Origin of the sequence: Pseudomonas sp. FSL W5-0203 (assembly GCF_001896155.1) — a bacterium.
In the GTDB taxonomy this organism is placed as follows: domain Bacteria; phylum Pseudomonadota; class Gammaproteobacteria; order Pseudomonadales; family Pseudomonadaceae; genus Aquipseudomonas; species Aquipseudomonas paracarnis.
In genome coordinates this window covers 166,691-182,025 of sequence record NZ_MPOR01000010.1, presented here as the reverse complement: position 1 = coordinate 182,025, position 15,335 = coordinate 166,691, and the positions used below count along the sequence as shown (strand labels likewise).

Annotated in this window: 14 protein-coding genes; 12 read left to right on the top strand and 2 right to left on the bottom strand. The window is 59.1% G+C overall.

Annotation, left to right across the window (positions count from 1 at the left end):
* Window positions 1–173: 173 nt before the first annotated feature.
* A complete protein-coding gene (locus BOP96_RS12175) occupies window positions 174–1,394 on the bottom strand; it encodes a CaiB/BaiF CoA transferase family protein (protein WP_014716358.1) in 1,221 nt (406 codons plus the stop codon).
* A 13-nt stretch (window positions 1,395–1,407) separates the two neighbouring features.
* Window positions 1,408–2,589 (bottom strand): acyl-CoA dehydrogenase, encoded by a 1,182-nt coding sequence (locus BOP96_RS12170; RefSeq protein ID WP_003187423.1) that lies wholly within the window; start codon window positions 2,587–2,589, stop codon window positions 1,408–1,410.
* Window positions 2,590–2,746: 157 nt separating this feature from the next.
* On the opposite strand from BOP96_RS12170, the gene BOP96_RS12165 reads away from it, so the two are divergent.
* From BOP96_RS12165 to BOP96_RS12110, 12 genes are all read left to right on the top strand, one after another.
* Window positions 2,747–3,646: a LysR family transcriptional regulator gene (locus BOP96_RS12165; RefSeq protein ID WP_032903964.1), complete on the top strand. Its 900-nt coding sequence runs from the start codon at window positions 2,747–2,749 to the stop codon at window positions 3,644–3,646.
* 452 nt (window positions 3,647–4,098) lie between these two features.
* Entirely contained in the window at window positions 4,099–5,220 is a 1,122-nt protein-coding gene (locus BOP96_RS12160; protein WP_003187419.1) for a Re/Si-specific NAD(P)(+) transhydrogenase subunit alpha, read from the top strand.
* A gap of 15 nt (window positions 5,221–5,235) precedes the next feature.
* Window positions 5,236–5,556, top strand: coding sequence for an NAD(P) transhydrogenase subunit alpha (locus tag BOP96_RS12155; protein WP_003187417.1), 321 nt, complete (start codon window positions 5,236–5,238; stop codon window positions 5,554–5,556).
* A complete protein-coding gene (locus BOP96_RS12150) occupies window positions 5,556–6,992 on the top strand; it encodes an NAD(P)(+) transhydrogenase (Re/Si-specific) subunit beta (protein ID WP_014716357.1) in 1,437 nt (478 codons plus the stop codon). The genes BOP96_RS12155 and BOP96_RS12150 overlap by 1 nt, the downstream gene beginning before the upstream one ends.
* A gap of 236 nt (window positions 6,993–7,228) precedes the next feature.
* Complete coding sequence (locus BOP96_RS12145; RefSeq protein WP_003187414.1) at window positions 7,229–8,722, top strand: acetyl-CoA hydrolase/transferase family protein; 1,494 nt, start codon at window positions 7,229–7,231, stop codon at window positions 8,720–8,722.
* A 318-nt stretch (window positions 8,723–9,040) separates the two neighbouring features.
* Window positions 9,041–9,256, top strand: a complete 216-nt coding sequence (locus BOP96_RS12140) for a DUF1127 domain-containing protein (protein WP_003187413.1) — start codon at window positions 9,041–9,043, stop codon at window positions 9,254–9,256.
* Between the two features lie 330 nt (window positions 9,257–9,586).
* A complete protein-coding gene (locus tag BOP96_RS12135) occupies window positions 9,587–9,907 on the top strand; it encodes a DUF2388 domain-containing protein (RefSeq protein WP_020301396.1) in 321 nt (106 codons plus the stop codon).
* Window positions 9,908–10,013: 106 nt separating this feature from the next.
* Window positions 10,014–10,322, top strand: a complete 309-nt coding sequence (locus tag BOP96_RS12130; RefSeq protein ID WP_032894275.1) for a DUF2388 domain-containing protein — start codon at window positions 10,014–10,016, stop codon at window positions 10,320–10,322.
* A gap of 39 nt (window positions 10,323–10,361) precedes the next feature.
* Entirely contained in the window at window positions 10,362–10,682 is a 321-nt protein-coding gene (locus BOP96_RS12125; protein ID WP_003187408.1) for a DUF2388 domain-containing protein, read from the top strand.
* Complete coding sequence (locus tag BOP96_RS12120) at window positions 10,679–12,640, top strand: DUF7844 domain-containing protein (RefSeq protein ID WP_073452805.1); 1,962 nt, start codon at window positions 10,679–10,681, stop codon at window positions 12,638–12,640. The genes BOP96_RS12125 and BOP96_RS12120 overlap by 4 nt, the downstream gene beginning before the upstream one ends.
* Before the next feature lie 380 nt (window positions 12,641–13,020).
* The gene (locus BOP96_RS12115; RefSeq protein WP_073452803.1) at window positions 13,021–14,328 is read left to right on the top strand and encodes a CitMHS family transporter; all 1,308 of its coding nucleotides are present in this window, start codon (window positions 13,021–13,023) and stop codon (window positions 14,326–14,328) included.
* Between the two features lie 67 nt (window positions 14,329–14,395).
* The gene (locus tag BOP96_RS12110; protein WP_014716354.1) at window positions 14,396–15,163 is read left to right on the top strand and encodes a TerC family protein; all 768 of its coding nucleotides are present in this window, start codon (window positions 14,396–14,398) and stop codon (window positions 15,161–15,163) included.
* The last annotated feature ends 172 nt before the right edge of the window (window positions 15,164–15,335 follow it).

Sequence of the window (15,335 nt, the reverse complement as noted above, 5' to 3'; positions counted from 1 at the left end):
CTGCGTAACTCATTGTTTACCAAGGAGTTTTCCGTTTCGACTGCGCCGGAAGTGGGGCGAATTATAGACAGATATAATTCGCCGTCAACTCTTAATTTTGCTTTTCTATCAATAAGTTAGCTTCGGTTAAAAAACAGCCGGCATCCACTGCGCGTCTATTATAGAAGGGAAGTTCAAATAACGCCCGCCTCCTTCAGTGCGGCCACATGAGCAGCTCCCAACCCCAAAACCCCCTGCAGCACCTCAAGCGTATGCTCCCCCAATAGAGGAGGCGCACTCCGGTACTCCACAGGCGTCTTGGATAAGCGTATCGGGCTCGCAACCTGGGGCACCGTCCCCGCCAATGCGTGAGGCAACTCAATCGCCAAACCCCGCGCCTGGACCTGAGGATCGGAGAACACCTGCGCCAGATCATTGATGGGCCCACACGGCACGCCCACTTGCTCCAGCTGCGACACCCACTCAGCGGTCGTCTTGAAGACCGTCGCCTGGCGAATCAAAGGAATCAGCTCCGCACGATTAGCTACCCGTGCGCGATTGGTGGCGAAACGCACGTCATCCGCCCATTGCGGTTGCCCAGCGACTTCAGCGAATTTACGGAACTGCCCGTCATTGCCTACGGTGAGGATGAAATCTCCATCGGCCGTAGGAAAATCCTGATAAGGCACGATATTAGGGTGAGCATTCCCCAGGCGCTTGGGCGGCGCCCCGGTTGTCAGGTAATTCATCGCCTGATTCGCCAGGCAAGCCACCTGCACATCCAGTAACGCCATATCGATATGCTGCCCACCACCATCGTGATCGCGATGAGCTAGCGCAGCCAGGATCGCGACGGTCGAATAAAGCCCGGTCAAGATGTCGGTCAAGGCTACGCCAACCTTTACCGGCCCGGCGCCTTCATCCCCTTCAGGCCGCCCGGTCAGGCTCATGAGCCCGCCCAGACCCTGGATCATGAAATCGTAGCCGGCACGCATCGCATAGGGGCCCGTCTGACCAAACCCTGTGATGGAACAGTAAATCAGCTCCGGGTTGACCTCTTTGAGGGATTCATAGTCCAGCCCATACGCTGCAAGGCCGCCCACCTTGAAGTTTTCGATCAGGATGTCCGACTTGGCGGCCAGATCACGCACCAGCTTCTGGCCTTCCGGCCGCGTAAAGTCGATGGTCACCGACTCTTTATTACGGTTGGCCGACAGGTAATACGCCGCCTCACTGGTATTTTCGCCATCCGCATCCTTAAGGAAGGGCGGCCCCCAAGCGCGCGTGTCATCGCCGCTGCTCGGCCTTTCGACCTTGATCACCTCAGCCCCAAGGTCTGCAAGAATCTGCCCGGACCAGGGGCCCGCGAGTACTCGCGACAAATCCAGCACTCGCAGATGCGAAAGCGCGCCCATGCCCATGCTCCCATTAATAGAACGCTTGAAGACCGGTTTGCGCGCGCCCCAGGATCAAGGCATGCACGTCATGGGTCCCTTCATAGGTGTTGACCACCTCAAGGTTGACCAAGTGGCGCGCCACTCCGAATTCGTCGGAGATACCGTTGCCGCCCAGCATGTCCCGGGCCATGCGCGCGATATCCAATGACTTGCCACACGAGTTACGCTTCATGATCGAAGTGATCTCAACCGCCGCCGTCCCCTCATCCTTCATCCGACCCAGGCGCAGGCAACCTTGCAGGGCCAAGGTAATCTCGGTCTGCATGTCTGCCAGCTTCTTCTGGATCAACTGAGTGGCAGCCAGTGGGCGACCAAACTGCTGGCGATCAAGTGTGTACTGGCGTGCGGTATGCCAGCAGAACTCAGCAGCCCCCAGCGCCCCCCAGGAAATCCCGTACCGTGCCGAATTAAGGCAGGTAAACGGCCCTTTCAAACCCCGTACATCCGGGAAGATATTTTCTTCGGGCACAAATACGTTATCCATCACGATTTCACCGGTGATGGAGGCCCGCAGCCCCACCTTGCCGTGGATAGCCGGAGCGCTCAGACCTTTCCAGCCTTTTTCCAGGACAAAGCCACGGATGTCCCCGGCATCATCTTTGCCCCACACCACAAACACATCCGCAATCGGACTGTTGGTGATCCACATCTTTGCGCCGGTCAGGCTGTAGCCGCCATCCACTTTGCGTGCACGAGTAATCATCGCACCTGGGTCGGAACCATGGTTGGGCTCGGTCAGCCCGAAGCAACCGATCCATTCACCAGAGGCCAGTTTGGGCAAGTACTTCTGTTTTTGCGCCTCGGTACCAAACTCATTGATCGGCACCATGACGAGGGAAGACTGCACACTCATCATCGAGCGATAGCCGGAGTCGACACGCTCCACCTCCCGAGCAATCAAACCGTAGCTGACATAGTTCAAGCCACTGCCACCGTACTGCTCAGGGATCATCGCCCCCAGCAAACCGGTCTCGCCCATCTCGCGGAAAATAGCAGGGTCTGTCTTTTCGTGGCGAAAGGCTTCGAGCACGCGGGGAGCCAGCTTGTCCTGAGCAAATTGCTCGGCGCTGTCACGCACCATGCGCTCTTCTTCGGTGAGCTGTTGATCCAACAGCAGTGGATCGATCCAGTTGAAGCTTGCCTTGCCAGCCATGAATAAGTCCTCGCGGAAAAAATCAGAAGTCGTGGAACCAGACTAGGCGCGGTCAGCGCAGAGGGCAAACGAGGTTTTTGCATAGGCTTGTGCTAATTTCTCACTTCGTAACACTAAAAAAGCCCAGAAATGCGCTTTATCTGTGAGGGCAACGTACATGCGCAGGAAAATCCCCAGTACCACCGCGCTCATCAGCTTTGAGGCAGCAGCCCGGCACGAGAGCTTCACCAAGGCAGCCTTGGAGCTTTCCATCACCCAAGGCGCGATTTGCCGACAGATCGCCAGCCTGGAGGAGTTTTTGAGTGTCGAGCTGTTTCGCCGCTCACGCCGTGGGGTGAAGCTGACGGAGGCGGGGCTGTCTTATAGCCGCAGGGTTGCAACGCAACTGGACGCCGTAGAGCGCGACACCTTGTCGGTGATGGGCCAGCAGGGCGCCAATGTGATCGAACTGGCGGTGGTACCTACCTTCGGCACGCAGTGGCTGATCCCACGCCTGAAAGACTTTCAACATCAGCACCCGGAAGTCACGGTGAACCTGACGAACCGCACACGCCCCTTCCTGTTCGCCGATACTGAGTTCGATGCGGCGATCTACTTCGGGGATGCCGATTGGTCGGGTACGCAATCCCACCGGTTAATGGGCGAAAACCCGGTACCGGTATGCAGCCCGCGCTTACTCGGCGACCGCACGCACTTCACCCCTCAACAGATCGCCGAGCTGCCCCTGTTGCAGCAGACCACACGCCCCTACGCCTGGCGCCAATGGTTCAACGCCCAACACCTGAGCATCCCTCGCGACATGACAGGCCCTCGATACGAGCTATTCTCGATGCTGTCTCAAGCGGCCATGCATGACATGGGCATCGCACTGATTCCTCCCTTCCTCATACAGCGGGAGCTGAAGGAGCAACAACTGGTAATCGCGAGCACCGAAGCACTGACCAGCGAAAAGGCTTATTACCTGATGATTCCTGACAAAAAGGTCGAATCCGCCTCACTGCATGCATTCAGGGACTGGCTGCTCGACCAGTCAAGACGCTACAACCCATGTAAATAAAGGACAAAGCGCAATTGCTGACTTTGTAGTCAGATAAATTAAGATCCTACAGATGTACGTATATGTCGCATTTAAACAGACTGTACTTGTCAGCCCAAAATAAGGCTAAAAGGCATGTATCTCATGGCTCGTAGCGACTCTTACCGGCCAATGCACGACTATTCACACTGGCAATGGAAAAACGGAGCGAAAACGCCTGAACACCTTTAAAGACCTGTATTTAAAGAGGTTATTTCAGCTTGTTGCGACAATCAGTCACAGGGTGACTTGTAGTTAATTTTTCGTCACCCGTCATAATCCCTTGATGGCCGTAAAGTTCGCCTGCAAAATGCCGCGCCCCGCTGTCATTTCAGCGGGATCGTGCTGATCGGCCGCCCCAGTTGCGCCACTCGCGGTGCACTGGCCTTTTTACAAAAAGATCAAAAGCAAAAAGATCATGCAGGAGATTTGACGTGCACATTGGTGTTCCTCTCGAAACCCAGACCGGTGAAACGCGGGTGGCTGCCACCCCGGAAACCATCAAGAAGCTGATCGGCCAGGGCCATAAGGTCACTGTACAAAGCGGCGCAGGCATCAATGCCAGCATCGTCGACAGTGCCTATGAAACGGCAGGCGCCACCATTGGCAGTGCCAACGACGCGTTTGGCGCCGAGCTGATTCTCAAAGTGGTTGCCCCCAGCGACAGCGAACTTGCGCTGATCAAAAGTGGCACCGTGTTGGTGGGCATGCTCAACCCGTTCAGCAACGAAACCATCGCCAAGCTCGCCGAGCGCGGCATCACCGCCTTCGCCCTGGAAGCCGCGCCGCGCACTTCACGCGCTCAAAGCCTTGATGTGCTGTCTTCGCAAGCCAACATCGCCGGTTACAAGGCCGTGTTGCTCGCCGCTCATCACTACCCGCGTTTCATGCCGATGCTGATGACTGCTGCCGGCACTGTAAAAGCCGCGCGCGTACTGATCCTCGGCGCCGGTGTGGCGGGCCTGCAAGCCATCGCCACGGCCAAGCGCCTGGGCGCGGTGATCGAAGCGTCCGACGTACGCCCGGCGGTTAAGGAGCAGATCGAATCCCTGGGCGCCAAGTTTGTCGACGTACCGTACGAAACCGATGAAGAGCGTGAATGCGCCGTCGGTGTCGGTGGCTACGCGCGCCCGATGCCCAGCAGTTGGATGCAACGCCAGGCCCTGGCCGTGCACGAACGCGCCAAACAGGCCGATATCGTCATCACCACCGCCCTCATCCCGGGCCGCAAGGCGCCGACCCTGCTCAGCGCCGATACCGTGGCGCAGATGAAACCCGGCTCGGTGGTCATCGACCTCGCTGCAGCCCAAGGTGGCAACTGCCCGCTGACGGTGGCCGACCAGGTCGTGGTGGAAAACGGCGTGATCATCTGCGGCCCGACCAACCTGGCGGGCGCTGTCGCCGCCGATGCGTCGGCCTTGTATGCGCGCAACCTGCTGGACTTCCTGAAGCTGGTCTTCACCAAGGAAGGGCAGTTTGAAATCAACCTCGAAGACGACATCGTCGCCGCGTGCCTGATGTGCCGCGACGGCCAAGTCATCCGCAAAAACGCCTAAGCAGGGATTCAGACGATGGAAGAGCTTATCTCCCCCGGTATCTACAACCTGATCATCTTTGTGCTGGCGATTTATGTCGGTTATCACGTGGTCTGGAACGTAACACCTGCATTGCACACGCCGCTGATGGCCGTGACCAACGCCATTTCCGCGATTGTCATCGTCGGCGCCATGCTGGCTGCCGCGCTGACCGTCACCCCGTTGGGCAAGACTATGGGCACACTGGCCGTGGCCCTGGCGGCGGTAAATGTCTTTGGTGGCTTCCTGGTCACCCGCAGAATGCTTGAGATGTTCAAGAAGAAAGCCCCGAAAGTAAAAGAAGAGGCGCCCAAGTAATGAGCATGAATCTCGTGACGACGCTCTACCTGATCGCGTCGATCTGCTTCATCCAGGCCCTTAAAGGCCTCTCGCACCCGACCACTTCGCGGCGCGGCAACCTGTTCGGCATGCTCGGCATGGCGCTGGCGGTACTCACTACCGTCGGCCTCATCTATAAGCTGGGGGCTGAACTGGCGACTGCCGGTATCGGCTACGTCATCGTTGGCCTATTGGTTGGCGGTACCGCCGGCTCGATCATGGCCAAGCGTGTTGAAATGACCAAGATGCCCGAGCTGGTCGCCTTCATGCACAGCATGATCGGCCTGGCAGCGGTGTTCATCGCCATTGCCGCCGTGGTTGAGCCGCAGTCCCTGGGCATCGTCAAGCACTTGGGCGATTCGATACCGGCCGGTAACCGCCTGGAACTGTTCCTCGGTGCCGCTATCGGTGCAATCACCTTCTCCGGCTCGGTGATCGCATTCGGCAAGCTGTCGGGCAAGTACAAGTTCCGCCTGTTCCAGGGCGCACCGGTACAGTTCGGCGGCCAACACAAACTGAACTTGGTACTCGGCCTGGCAACCCTGGGCCTGGGCCTGGCGTTCATGTTCACCGGCAATCTCAGCGCATTTGCACTGATGCTGGCCCTGGCCTTCGTGCTGGGTGTGCTGATCATCATCCCGATTGGCGGCGCCGACATGCCCGTGGTGGTGTCGATGCTCAATAGCTATTCCGGCTGGGCAGCGGCGGGCATCGGTTTCTCGCTGAACAACTCGATGCTGATCATCGCCGGTTCCCTGGTGGGCTCCAGCGGCGCGATCCTGTCGTACATCATGTGCAAGGCGATGAACCGCTCCTTCTTTAATGTGCTGTTGGGCGGTTTCGGCAACGCGCCGGATGCTGGCGCTGCGGCGGGCTCCAAAGAAGCACGTCCGGTGAAGTCCGGCTCCGCTGATGACGCCACCTTCCTGCTGACCAACGCCGACACCGTGATTATCGTCCCAGGCTACGGCCTTGCGGTCGCGCGGGCACAACACGCGCTCAAGGAGCTGACCGAGAAGCTGACCCACCACGGCGTCACCGTAAAGTACGCGATCCACCCGGTGGCGGGCCGTATGCCGGGGCACATGAACGTATTGCTGGCCGAGGCCGAAGTGCCTTACGACCAGGTGTTCGAGATGGAAGACATCAACTCCGAGTTCGGCCAGGCCGACGTGGTGCTGGTATTGGGCGCCAACGACGTGGTCAACCCGGCCGCCAAGAACGACCCGAACTCACCCATCGCCGGCATGCCGATTCTCGAGGCGTTCAAGGCCAAGACCATCATCGTCAACAAGCGCTCGATGGCCAGCGGCTACGCCGGCCTGGATAACGAGTTGTTCTACCTGGACAAGACCATGATGGTGTTCGGTGATGCCAAGAAGGTCATCGAAGACATGGTCAAGGCCGTCGAATAACACTGCGCCAGCGCAATACCTGAAACCCTGGCCTCACGTAGGCTGGGGTTTTTTTATGGTTCCCCCGCTCCGCGTGGGAACGCATCCAGGGATGCTCTGCGTCCCGCTTTGCACACACATGAAACCCGACCAAAGGCTCTAAATCGCGACCTGGCATTCGACCATGGTAGCGGGCCGAAACTTTTTGAAATCACTACACTGCCCACCTTGCTTTCCGTAGCCAGAGATAACAATTCATGTACCGTGATCGTATCCGCTTGCCTTCGTTGTTGAACAAGGTCATGAGCGCGGCAGACGCCGCTGCACTGATCGAGGACGGCATGACCGTCGGCATGAGCGGCTTCACCCGTGCCGGTGAAGCCAAGGCCGTCCCCCACGCCCTGGCCGAACGCGCCAAGACTTCGCCACTCAAAATCACGCTGATGACCGGCGCCAGCCTGGGCAATGACCTGGACAAGCAGTTGACCGAAGCCGGCGTACTGTCACGACGCATGCCCTTTCAAGTCGACAGCACTCTGCGCAAGGCGATCAATGCCGGCGAGGTGATGTTTATCGACCAGCACCTGTCGGAAACCGTCGAGCAACTGCGCAACAATCAGCTCAAATTGCCCGACATCGCCGTGATCGAAGCCGTCGCGATCACTGAGCAGGGCCATATCGTGCCCACTACTTCCGTAGGCAACTCGGCCAGCTTCGCGATCTTTGCCAAACAGGTGATCGTCGAGATCAACCTGGCGCACAACCCGAACCTGGAAGGGCTGCACGACATCTACATCCCGACCTACCGGCCGACGCGCACGCCGATCCCGCTGGTGAAAGTCGACGACCGTATCGGCAGCACCGCGATTCCGATCCCGCCCGAGAAAATCGTCGCCATCGTCATCACCAACCAGGCGGACTCCGCCTCCACGGTAACGCCGCCTGACAGCGACACCCAAGGCATCGCCAATCACCTGATCAACTTCCTCAAGCAAGAAGTCGATGCCGGGCGCATGACCAACAAGCTCGGCCCGCTGCAAGCCGGCATCGGTAATATTGCCAACGCGGTGATGTGCGGATTGATCGAGTCGCCGTTCGAAGACCTGACCATGTACTCGGAAGTGTTGCAGGATTCGACCTTCGACCTGATCGACGCCGGCAAGCTGAGCTTTGCCTCCGGCAGTTCGATTACCTTGTCGGAGCGACGCAATGCCGATGTGTTCGGCAACCTGGAGCACTACAAGGACAAATTGGTGCTGCGCCCGCAGGAAATTTCCAACCACCCTGAAGTGGTACGGCGCCTGGGCATCATCGGTATCAATACCGCGCTGGAGTTCGATATCTACGGCAACGTCAACTCCACCCACGTCTGCGGCACGCGGATGATGAACGGCATCGGCGGCTCCGGGGATTTCGCCCGCAATGCGCACCTGGCGATCTTCGTCACCAAGTCCATTGCCAAGGGCGGCGCAATTTCCAGCGTGGTACCGATGGTCAGCCATGTGGACCACACCGAGCATGACGTGGACATTCTCGTCACCGAAGTAGGCCTTGCCGACCTGCGGGGCCTGGCGCCACGGGAGCGCGCTCGGGTGATCATCGATAACTGCGTGCACCCAGCCTACCGCGATGCCCTCAACACTTACTTCGATGCCGCCTGCGCCATCGGTGGGCATACGCCGCACATCTTGCGCGAAGCACTGAGTTGGCACATTAACCTGGAAGAAACCGGGCACATGCTCAAGGCTTGATGAATACAGATCCGGGCTGATGCAAATACAGTTTCATCAGCTCGGTGAACCCACCCGCACTTATGGAAAAAACTGTACTGCTGTACTGGTCATTTCCTACCGAAATATCCCATACACCAACTCAAAAATGCCTATTTCGCACCTTTTAAGTGCGCACAGGTACAGTTGCCCCAATTTCGTACCGTACAGCCTCGCTAAACAGTTAACTGGCCTCTCACAATACAGGTGAACTGTATCTAGAGAGTCTTGCCTCGGAGGAGGATCATTGGCATCAGTTAAACCACTACCTAATCCCGCCACAAGCGGAAGGATGTCATCATGGAACGTACACTCAGTTCCGAACTGTTCTTTGAAGAAAAAGCTGTAAACACCCAGGCGTCCCTGCCTTTGCGCGTTCTCGCCAACCTGATGTTGTGGCAGCGCCGCATCTCCAGCCGCCACCAGTTGGCTCGCCTGGATTCGCGCCTGCTGGCTGACGCCGGTATCAGCGAAGCTCAACGCTACGAAGAGCTGAGCAAGCCGTTCTGGCGCTAAGTGGCGCCCGCTGGCCCTGACCTGACGGGTCCACTGCCAGCACCCTGATTTGTCAAAGCAAAGCCCGCCCCGGGTAACCGGAGGCGGGCTTTGTTGTATCTGCGATAGCGCATTGGATAGGCTCGATTCAAGCACACAGATACAGTTTCAAATTTATAAAATATGACAGGTACAGTTTAATTACAGGCTTCCGAATAGTCCTGCACACGCCTAATATCGGTTCACCACGTGGCGAACCCTGTAGAGCGTGCGTCTGATGCTCGACAGTCCCAGTCCGTTTCATTGTGGCCGTTTCGCGCCACCTTATTATTCGTCTACAGGAGTTACCCCATGTCCCGTCTTCGCCTGCTGTGCACTGCCGCTGTGCTGACTCTGGCTGCCAATGCCAACGCGAGCAGCCTGATCATGACGACTGACTCGATCGTCGGCGCTCTGAAGGCAACCTCCGATGCCACGTCTGATGCCACCTCATCCCTGCGCGACAACAAGGTCGTACAAGCGGCCCGTGACGACGCCGCCAGCTTTGTCGCCAGCCAGGGCGCCATCCGTGGCGTGAAACTGGAAAGCGCCCTGGCCCAGATCCGCCAACAAGCGCCGCAGTTGAATACCGCTACCGATACGCAGCTGGCACAGGCCATCCTGGCTATCTGACCCACGGCAACCAGACGGGAGCGCCTGCCGCTCCCGCATGGCTCGACGCTGGCTCTCGCCCGGCGGTTGCGCTAGCCTTGGCGCTCGCTTTCAATTGTCGAGTCCCATGGCTTTTTCATACCGTTTATTGAGTGTTCCTGTACTGTTTTGCGCCTGCTGGTCACCCATGGCTTCAGCGTTGGATGTGTCCACCCAGAGCACGGTTGTCAGCGTGTATGCCACCAGCAAAGTGACCTCTGCGCCGTTCGACAATAAGTTGGTCCTGGCCGCTCGGGATGATGCTGCCGCTTTCATTGCCACTGACGGCCAATGGCGGGGCGCACGCCTGGAGTCCGCGCTGGACTATCTGCGCCGCACCCAGCCAAAACTTCATGCAAGCGACCTTGAACTGGCGCAAGCAATTCTCGTCCAATAATCATCGTTGTATTTCTATCTTTGTCATTGGAGTCACCCCATGCGTAGCCCGCTGATCGTCGCCGCCCTCGGCCTGCTGTTTTTGGCCGATGTCGCCCAGGCGCAAACCTTGAAGGCCACCAGCAACATCGTCGTGCGTGCCTCGGCGCGCACCATTGATTTCACCTCGGACACCACCACCTCCATCCGCGACTCCAAGATCGTGCGCGAAGCCCACGATGACGCCGCCAGTTTCGTCGCCACCAATGGCGAGATCCGTGGCGCCCAGCTGGAAGCAGCGTTCGATACCCTTCGCACCCGCGTGCCAGAAGCCCGTGATGCCAGCGACCAGACCCTCGCCGAAGCTATCCTCGCTCTGTGAGGCGCCTCAAAACCTGGCTCCTGGCCGGGGCCGTGCTGCTGTGCGCGAGTACGGCCCAGGCCGGCCTGCAACTGCGGCTCAAGACCGAAGGCTTGAGCCCGGCCGAACAGCAGGCCAGCCAGGCATTGCTGGATGAAGCGCTGCGCTCCTTGCCGCCGCGCTTTGTCGAGCAATTGGACCGACGTATTGATGTCGGCTGGACCGACAAGATGCCTGACAACGCCTACGGCCAGGCGTCCCTGGTGTCCGAGTTGGACCTCAACCAGAACCTGCTCGCCAGCCTGACTGACGGCAGCGCCGCCACCCAGAAAACCAATCGCCCCCACGGTACTGTGCGCCGAGAAATGCTCGCCACCGTGCTGCATGAACTGACCCACATCTATGACCGTGCGCGCCTGTGGTCCCAGGACGAGCGCACGCTGATCCAGCGCTGCAGCCGTCAGAACAACATTACCGGCTTGATAGGCTTGCCCGACCAGTGCCGTGGCCAGAACGACCGCCGCTTTACCCTCAGTGACGACCCACGCCTGTTGGATCTTGCCGGCTGGCCACAATATGTGGGTCGGCGCGGAGAGCGTGAGCAGCACAACCATCAGGTGGTGCGCAGCCCGGACATCTACGAAACCACCAGCCCGCTGGAGTTCGTGGCGGTCAACATGGAGTATTTCCTCCTGGACCCCAGCTACGCCTGTCGCCGCCCCGCGCTGTTCCGTTATTACAAGGATCACTTCGGCTGGGCCCCGCCTGAACAGGACACCTGCGCCAGGACCTATGCCTTCCTGAACGCGGGCAACGATTTCGCCAAGACGCCCCTGGGCCAGATCGATCCGGAGCGCGTGTATGAAATCGACTATCTGCTGGCCGAAGCCAACCAGAACCTGGTGAGCCGTTGGGGCCATAGCATGTTGCGCCTGGTGATTTGTGCGCCGGGCCGCCCGCGTGGCCCGGATTGCCGGCTGGACCTGGACCGGCATCTGGTGCTGTCCTACCGCGCCTTCGTCGGGGATGTCCAGCTGTCGAGCTGGGATGGCCTGGTGGGCAAATACCCGTCGCGGCTGTTCGTACTGCCGCTGGCCCAGGTCATCGATGAGTACACCAAGACCGAACTGCGTGGCCTGGCGTCGGTGCCGCTGAAGCTCAGCCGCCAGGAAATCAACGACACCGTCGAACATGCGGCGCAGATGCACTGGAGCTATGACGGCAACTACTTCTTTATCTCCAACAATTGTGCGGTCGAAAGCCTGAAACTGTTGCGCAGCGGCAGCGCCAACCCGCAATTGACCGGCCTGGACAACATCACCCCCAACGGTTTGCTGGAAGTGCTCAGCGCCCGCGGCCTGGCCGATACCAGCGTATTGAATGACAAGCGCGAGGCACTGCGGCTGGGGTATCACTTCGACTCGTTCCGCGAGCGCTACCAGGCCATGTTCGATGTGCTGCGCAAGCAACTGCCGATCAAGCAGACCCAGGTCGAAGACTGGTTGTCCCTGGATGCGCAAGCGCGTCGCCAATGGTTCAGCCAGGCCGACCTGCGCACCAGCGCCGCGCTGTTGCTGCTGGAGCAGGCCAGCTATCGCAAACAACTGATGCTCGCCCAGGATGAGGTCAAACAACGCTACCTCAATGCCCGCGAGCTGAAATACGGCGGCATGGAGAAAGCCAACAACACGCTGCAGCAAATTCTCGCCAACAGCGGCTTCCTGAGTCGCCCGGCCGAGTTGCTGGACAGCGGGGGTTATGGCCTGCCGCAACCTTCGGAAGCCAAGCGCCTTGAATCAGAAAGCGCCGAACGCCAGAAACAGTTGCAGTCGTTGACCGGCGAGCTGGATAAGGAGGTGAGGGCGCTGCTCGATCCTTCCCGCGCCGCCGAGATCGCCGCGTGTGAAGCCAACCTCAAGCAGGTGGGTGAGCATTTGCGGGCCTTGCACAAAGCCGCCGGCGGCCTGGAACTACCCTGATAGTCTGGCAGCGACCACTATCCAAATGTGGGAGCTGGCTTGCCTGCGATGGCGGTGTCACAGCCATAAGAGATGTTGGCTGATACACCGCCATCGCAGGCAAGCCAGCCCCCCACATTTTGTTCTGCACCAACCTGAAGAATGATGCCTGCCCTTCATCAGCTGTTTTCTCAGCGAAAGCTGGCTGAAAGCTTCCCCGTCTAGGATCGCCCTCACTGCCGGCAACAGACCGGCTGTTAACAACAACAATGGTGATTCCCGATGTCCGCTCGTACCCGCCTGTTCGCTCCAACTCCACCCGTACGCCTCGTGCCTTTCGTTCTGCGCTGACCGCCACTCGGTCCGCCATTCCCTAGCCGCGCTACGCCTGGAGTATTCCTATGCTGACTTTCCTTGGCTTTGCCATGGTCATCACGTTCATGTTCCTGATCATGACCAAGCGCCTGTCCGCGCTGATCGCCTTGATCATCGTGCCGATCCTGTTCGCGCTGTTCGGCGGTTTCGCACCGAAGATCGGCCCGATGATGCTCGAAGGCATCACCAAGCTTGCGCCGACCGGCGTGATGCTGATGTTCGCCATCCTTTATTTTGCCTTGATGATCGACTCCGGCCTGTTCGACCCGGCCGTGCGCAAGATCCTCAAGATGGTCAAGGGCGACCCGCTCAAGGTGTCGGTCGGCACCGCCGTGCTGGCCCTGGTGGTGTCCCTGGACGGTGACGGTGCCACCACCTACATGATCTGCGTCGCGGCCATGCTGCCGCTGTACCAGCGCATCGGCATGAGCCCAAGGATCATGGCCGGCCTGATCATTCTCGCCGGTGGCGTGATGAACATGACCCCCTGGGGCGGCCCGACGGCGCGCGCCGCCAGTGCGCTGCATGTAGACCCGTCGGACATCTTCGTACCGATGATCCCGGCCATGGCCGCCGGTGTAGTGGCGATCCTGGTGATTGCCTACATGTACGGCAAGCGCGAACGTGCGCGCCTGGGTGAACTGCACCTGCCGGGCGACGAGATCGACCACAGCGAAATCAGCGTGTCGCAATTCCCCGACGCCCGCCGGCCGAAATTGATCTGGTTCAACGGCGCCCTGACCCTGGCGTTGATGTGCACCCTGATTGCCGGCCTGTTGCCGCTGCCGGTGCTGTTCATGGTGGCGTTCAGTATCGCCATGATCGTCAACTACCCGTGCCTGCAGCAGCAGAAAGACCGCGTCGCGGCTCACGCCGGTAGCGTATTGGCGGTGGTGGGCTTGATCTTCGCCGCCGGTATTTTCACAGGCATCCTGTCGGGCACCGGCATGGTCGACGCCATGTCCAAGAGCCTGTTGGCAGTCATCCCCGAAGCCATGGGCCCTTACCTGGCGGTGATCACCGCGCTGGTGAGCATGCCGTTCACCTTCTTCATGTCCAACGATGCGTTCTACTACGGCGTACTGCCGGTACTGGCCGAAGCTGCCAGCCATTACGGCATCACCGCGGTGGAAATGGCGCGGGCGTCGATCGTCGGGCAACCCGTGCATTTGCTCAGCCCACTGGTACCCTCGACGTACTTGCTGGTTGCGCTGGCGGGTATCGAATTCGGCGATCACCAGCGCTTCACGCTCAAGTGGGCAGTGCTGGTGTGCCTGTGCATAATGTTCGCCGCACTGCTGATGGGGATTTTTCCGCTGTTCAGCACTCTATAATCGTACCGACTCACTCACCGCGCGGCGCTACAGCTTGCGCGGTTAACACTTGCTCAAAGGAATACACATGGAATGGCTGACCAATCCGGAAATCTGGATTGCCTTCTTCACCCTGACGGCTCTCGAGATCGTCCTGGGCATCGATAACATCATCATGATTTCGATCCTGGTCAGCCGCATGCCCAAGCATATGCAGGCGCGCACCCGGATCTTCGGCCTGGCACTGGCCATGGTCACGCGCATCCTGTTGCTGCTGTCGATCACCTGGGTCATGCAACTGACCGCCGACCTGTTCGTCGTGTTTGGCCAAGGCATCTCCGGTCGTGACCTGATCCTGTTCTTCGGTGGCCTGTTCCTGCTGTGGAAAAGCTCCCAGGAGATGTACCACGCGCTGGAAGGTGAAGATGAAACCCACGACGAGCCCAAAGGCGCCGGTGGCAAGTTCATCTACACCATTATCCAGATCGCCATCATCGACATCGTGTTCTCCCTGGACTCGGTGATTACCGCCGTCGGCATGGTTTCCCACGTGCCGGTGATGGTTGCCGCCATCGTCGTTGCGGTATTGGTGATGATGCTGGCTGCCGGCACCATCAGCGAGTTCATCGACAAGCACCCGTCGCTGAAAATGCTGGCGCTGTCGTTCCTGCTGGTCGTGGGTACCGTACTGATCGCTGAATCCTTCGACGTACACGTGCCAAAAGGCTACGTCTACTTCGCCATGGCGTTCTCGCTGGCGGTGGAAGCGGTGAACATCAAGATGCGTACCGCCATCGCGAAAAAGAAGAAACAGCAGGACCCAGTGAAACTGCGCAAGGACATTCCGGGTCAGTAAATTTGACCCGCGAGTGATCGTTCCCACGCTCCGCGTGGGAATGCCCTCTCGGACGCTCCGCGTCCGCAAAGTGACGCAGAGCGTCACAGGATGCGTTCCCACGCCGAGCGTGGGGAACGATCTTCATGACAGTTTTGTTTCAATCCCAAGTTTAGCTATGCGATGCTGGCGC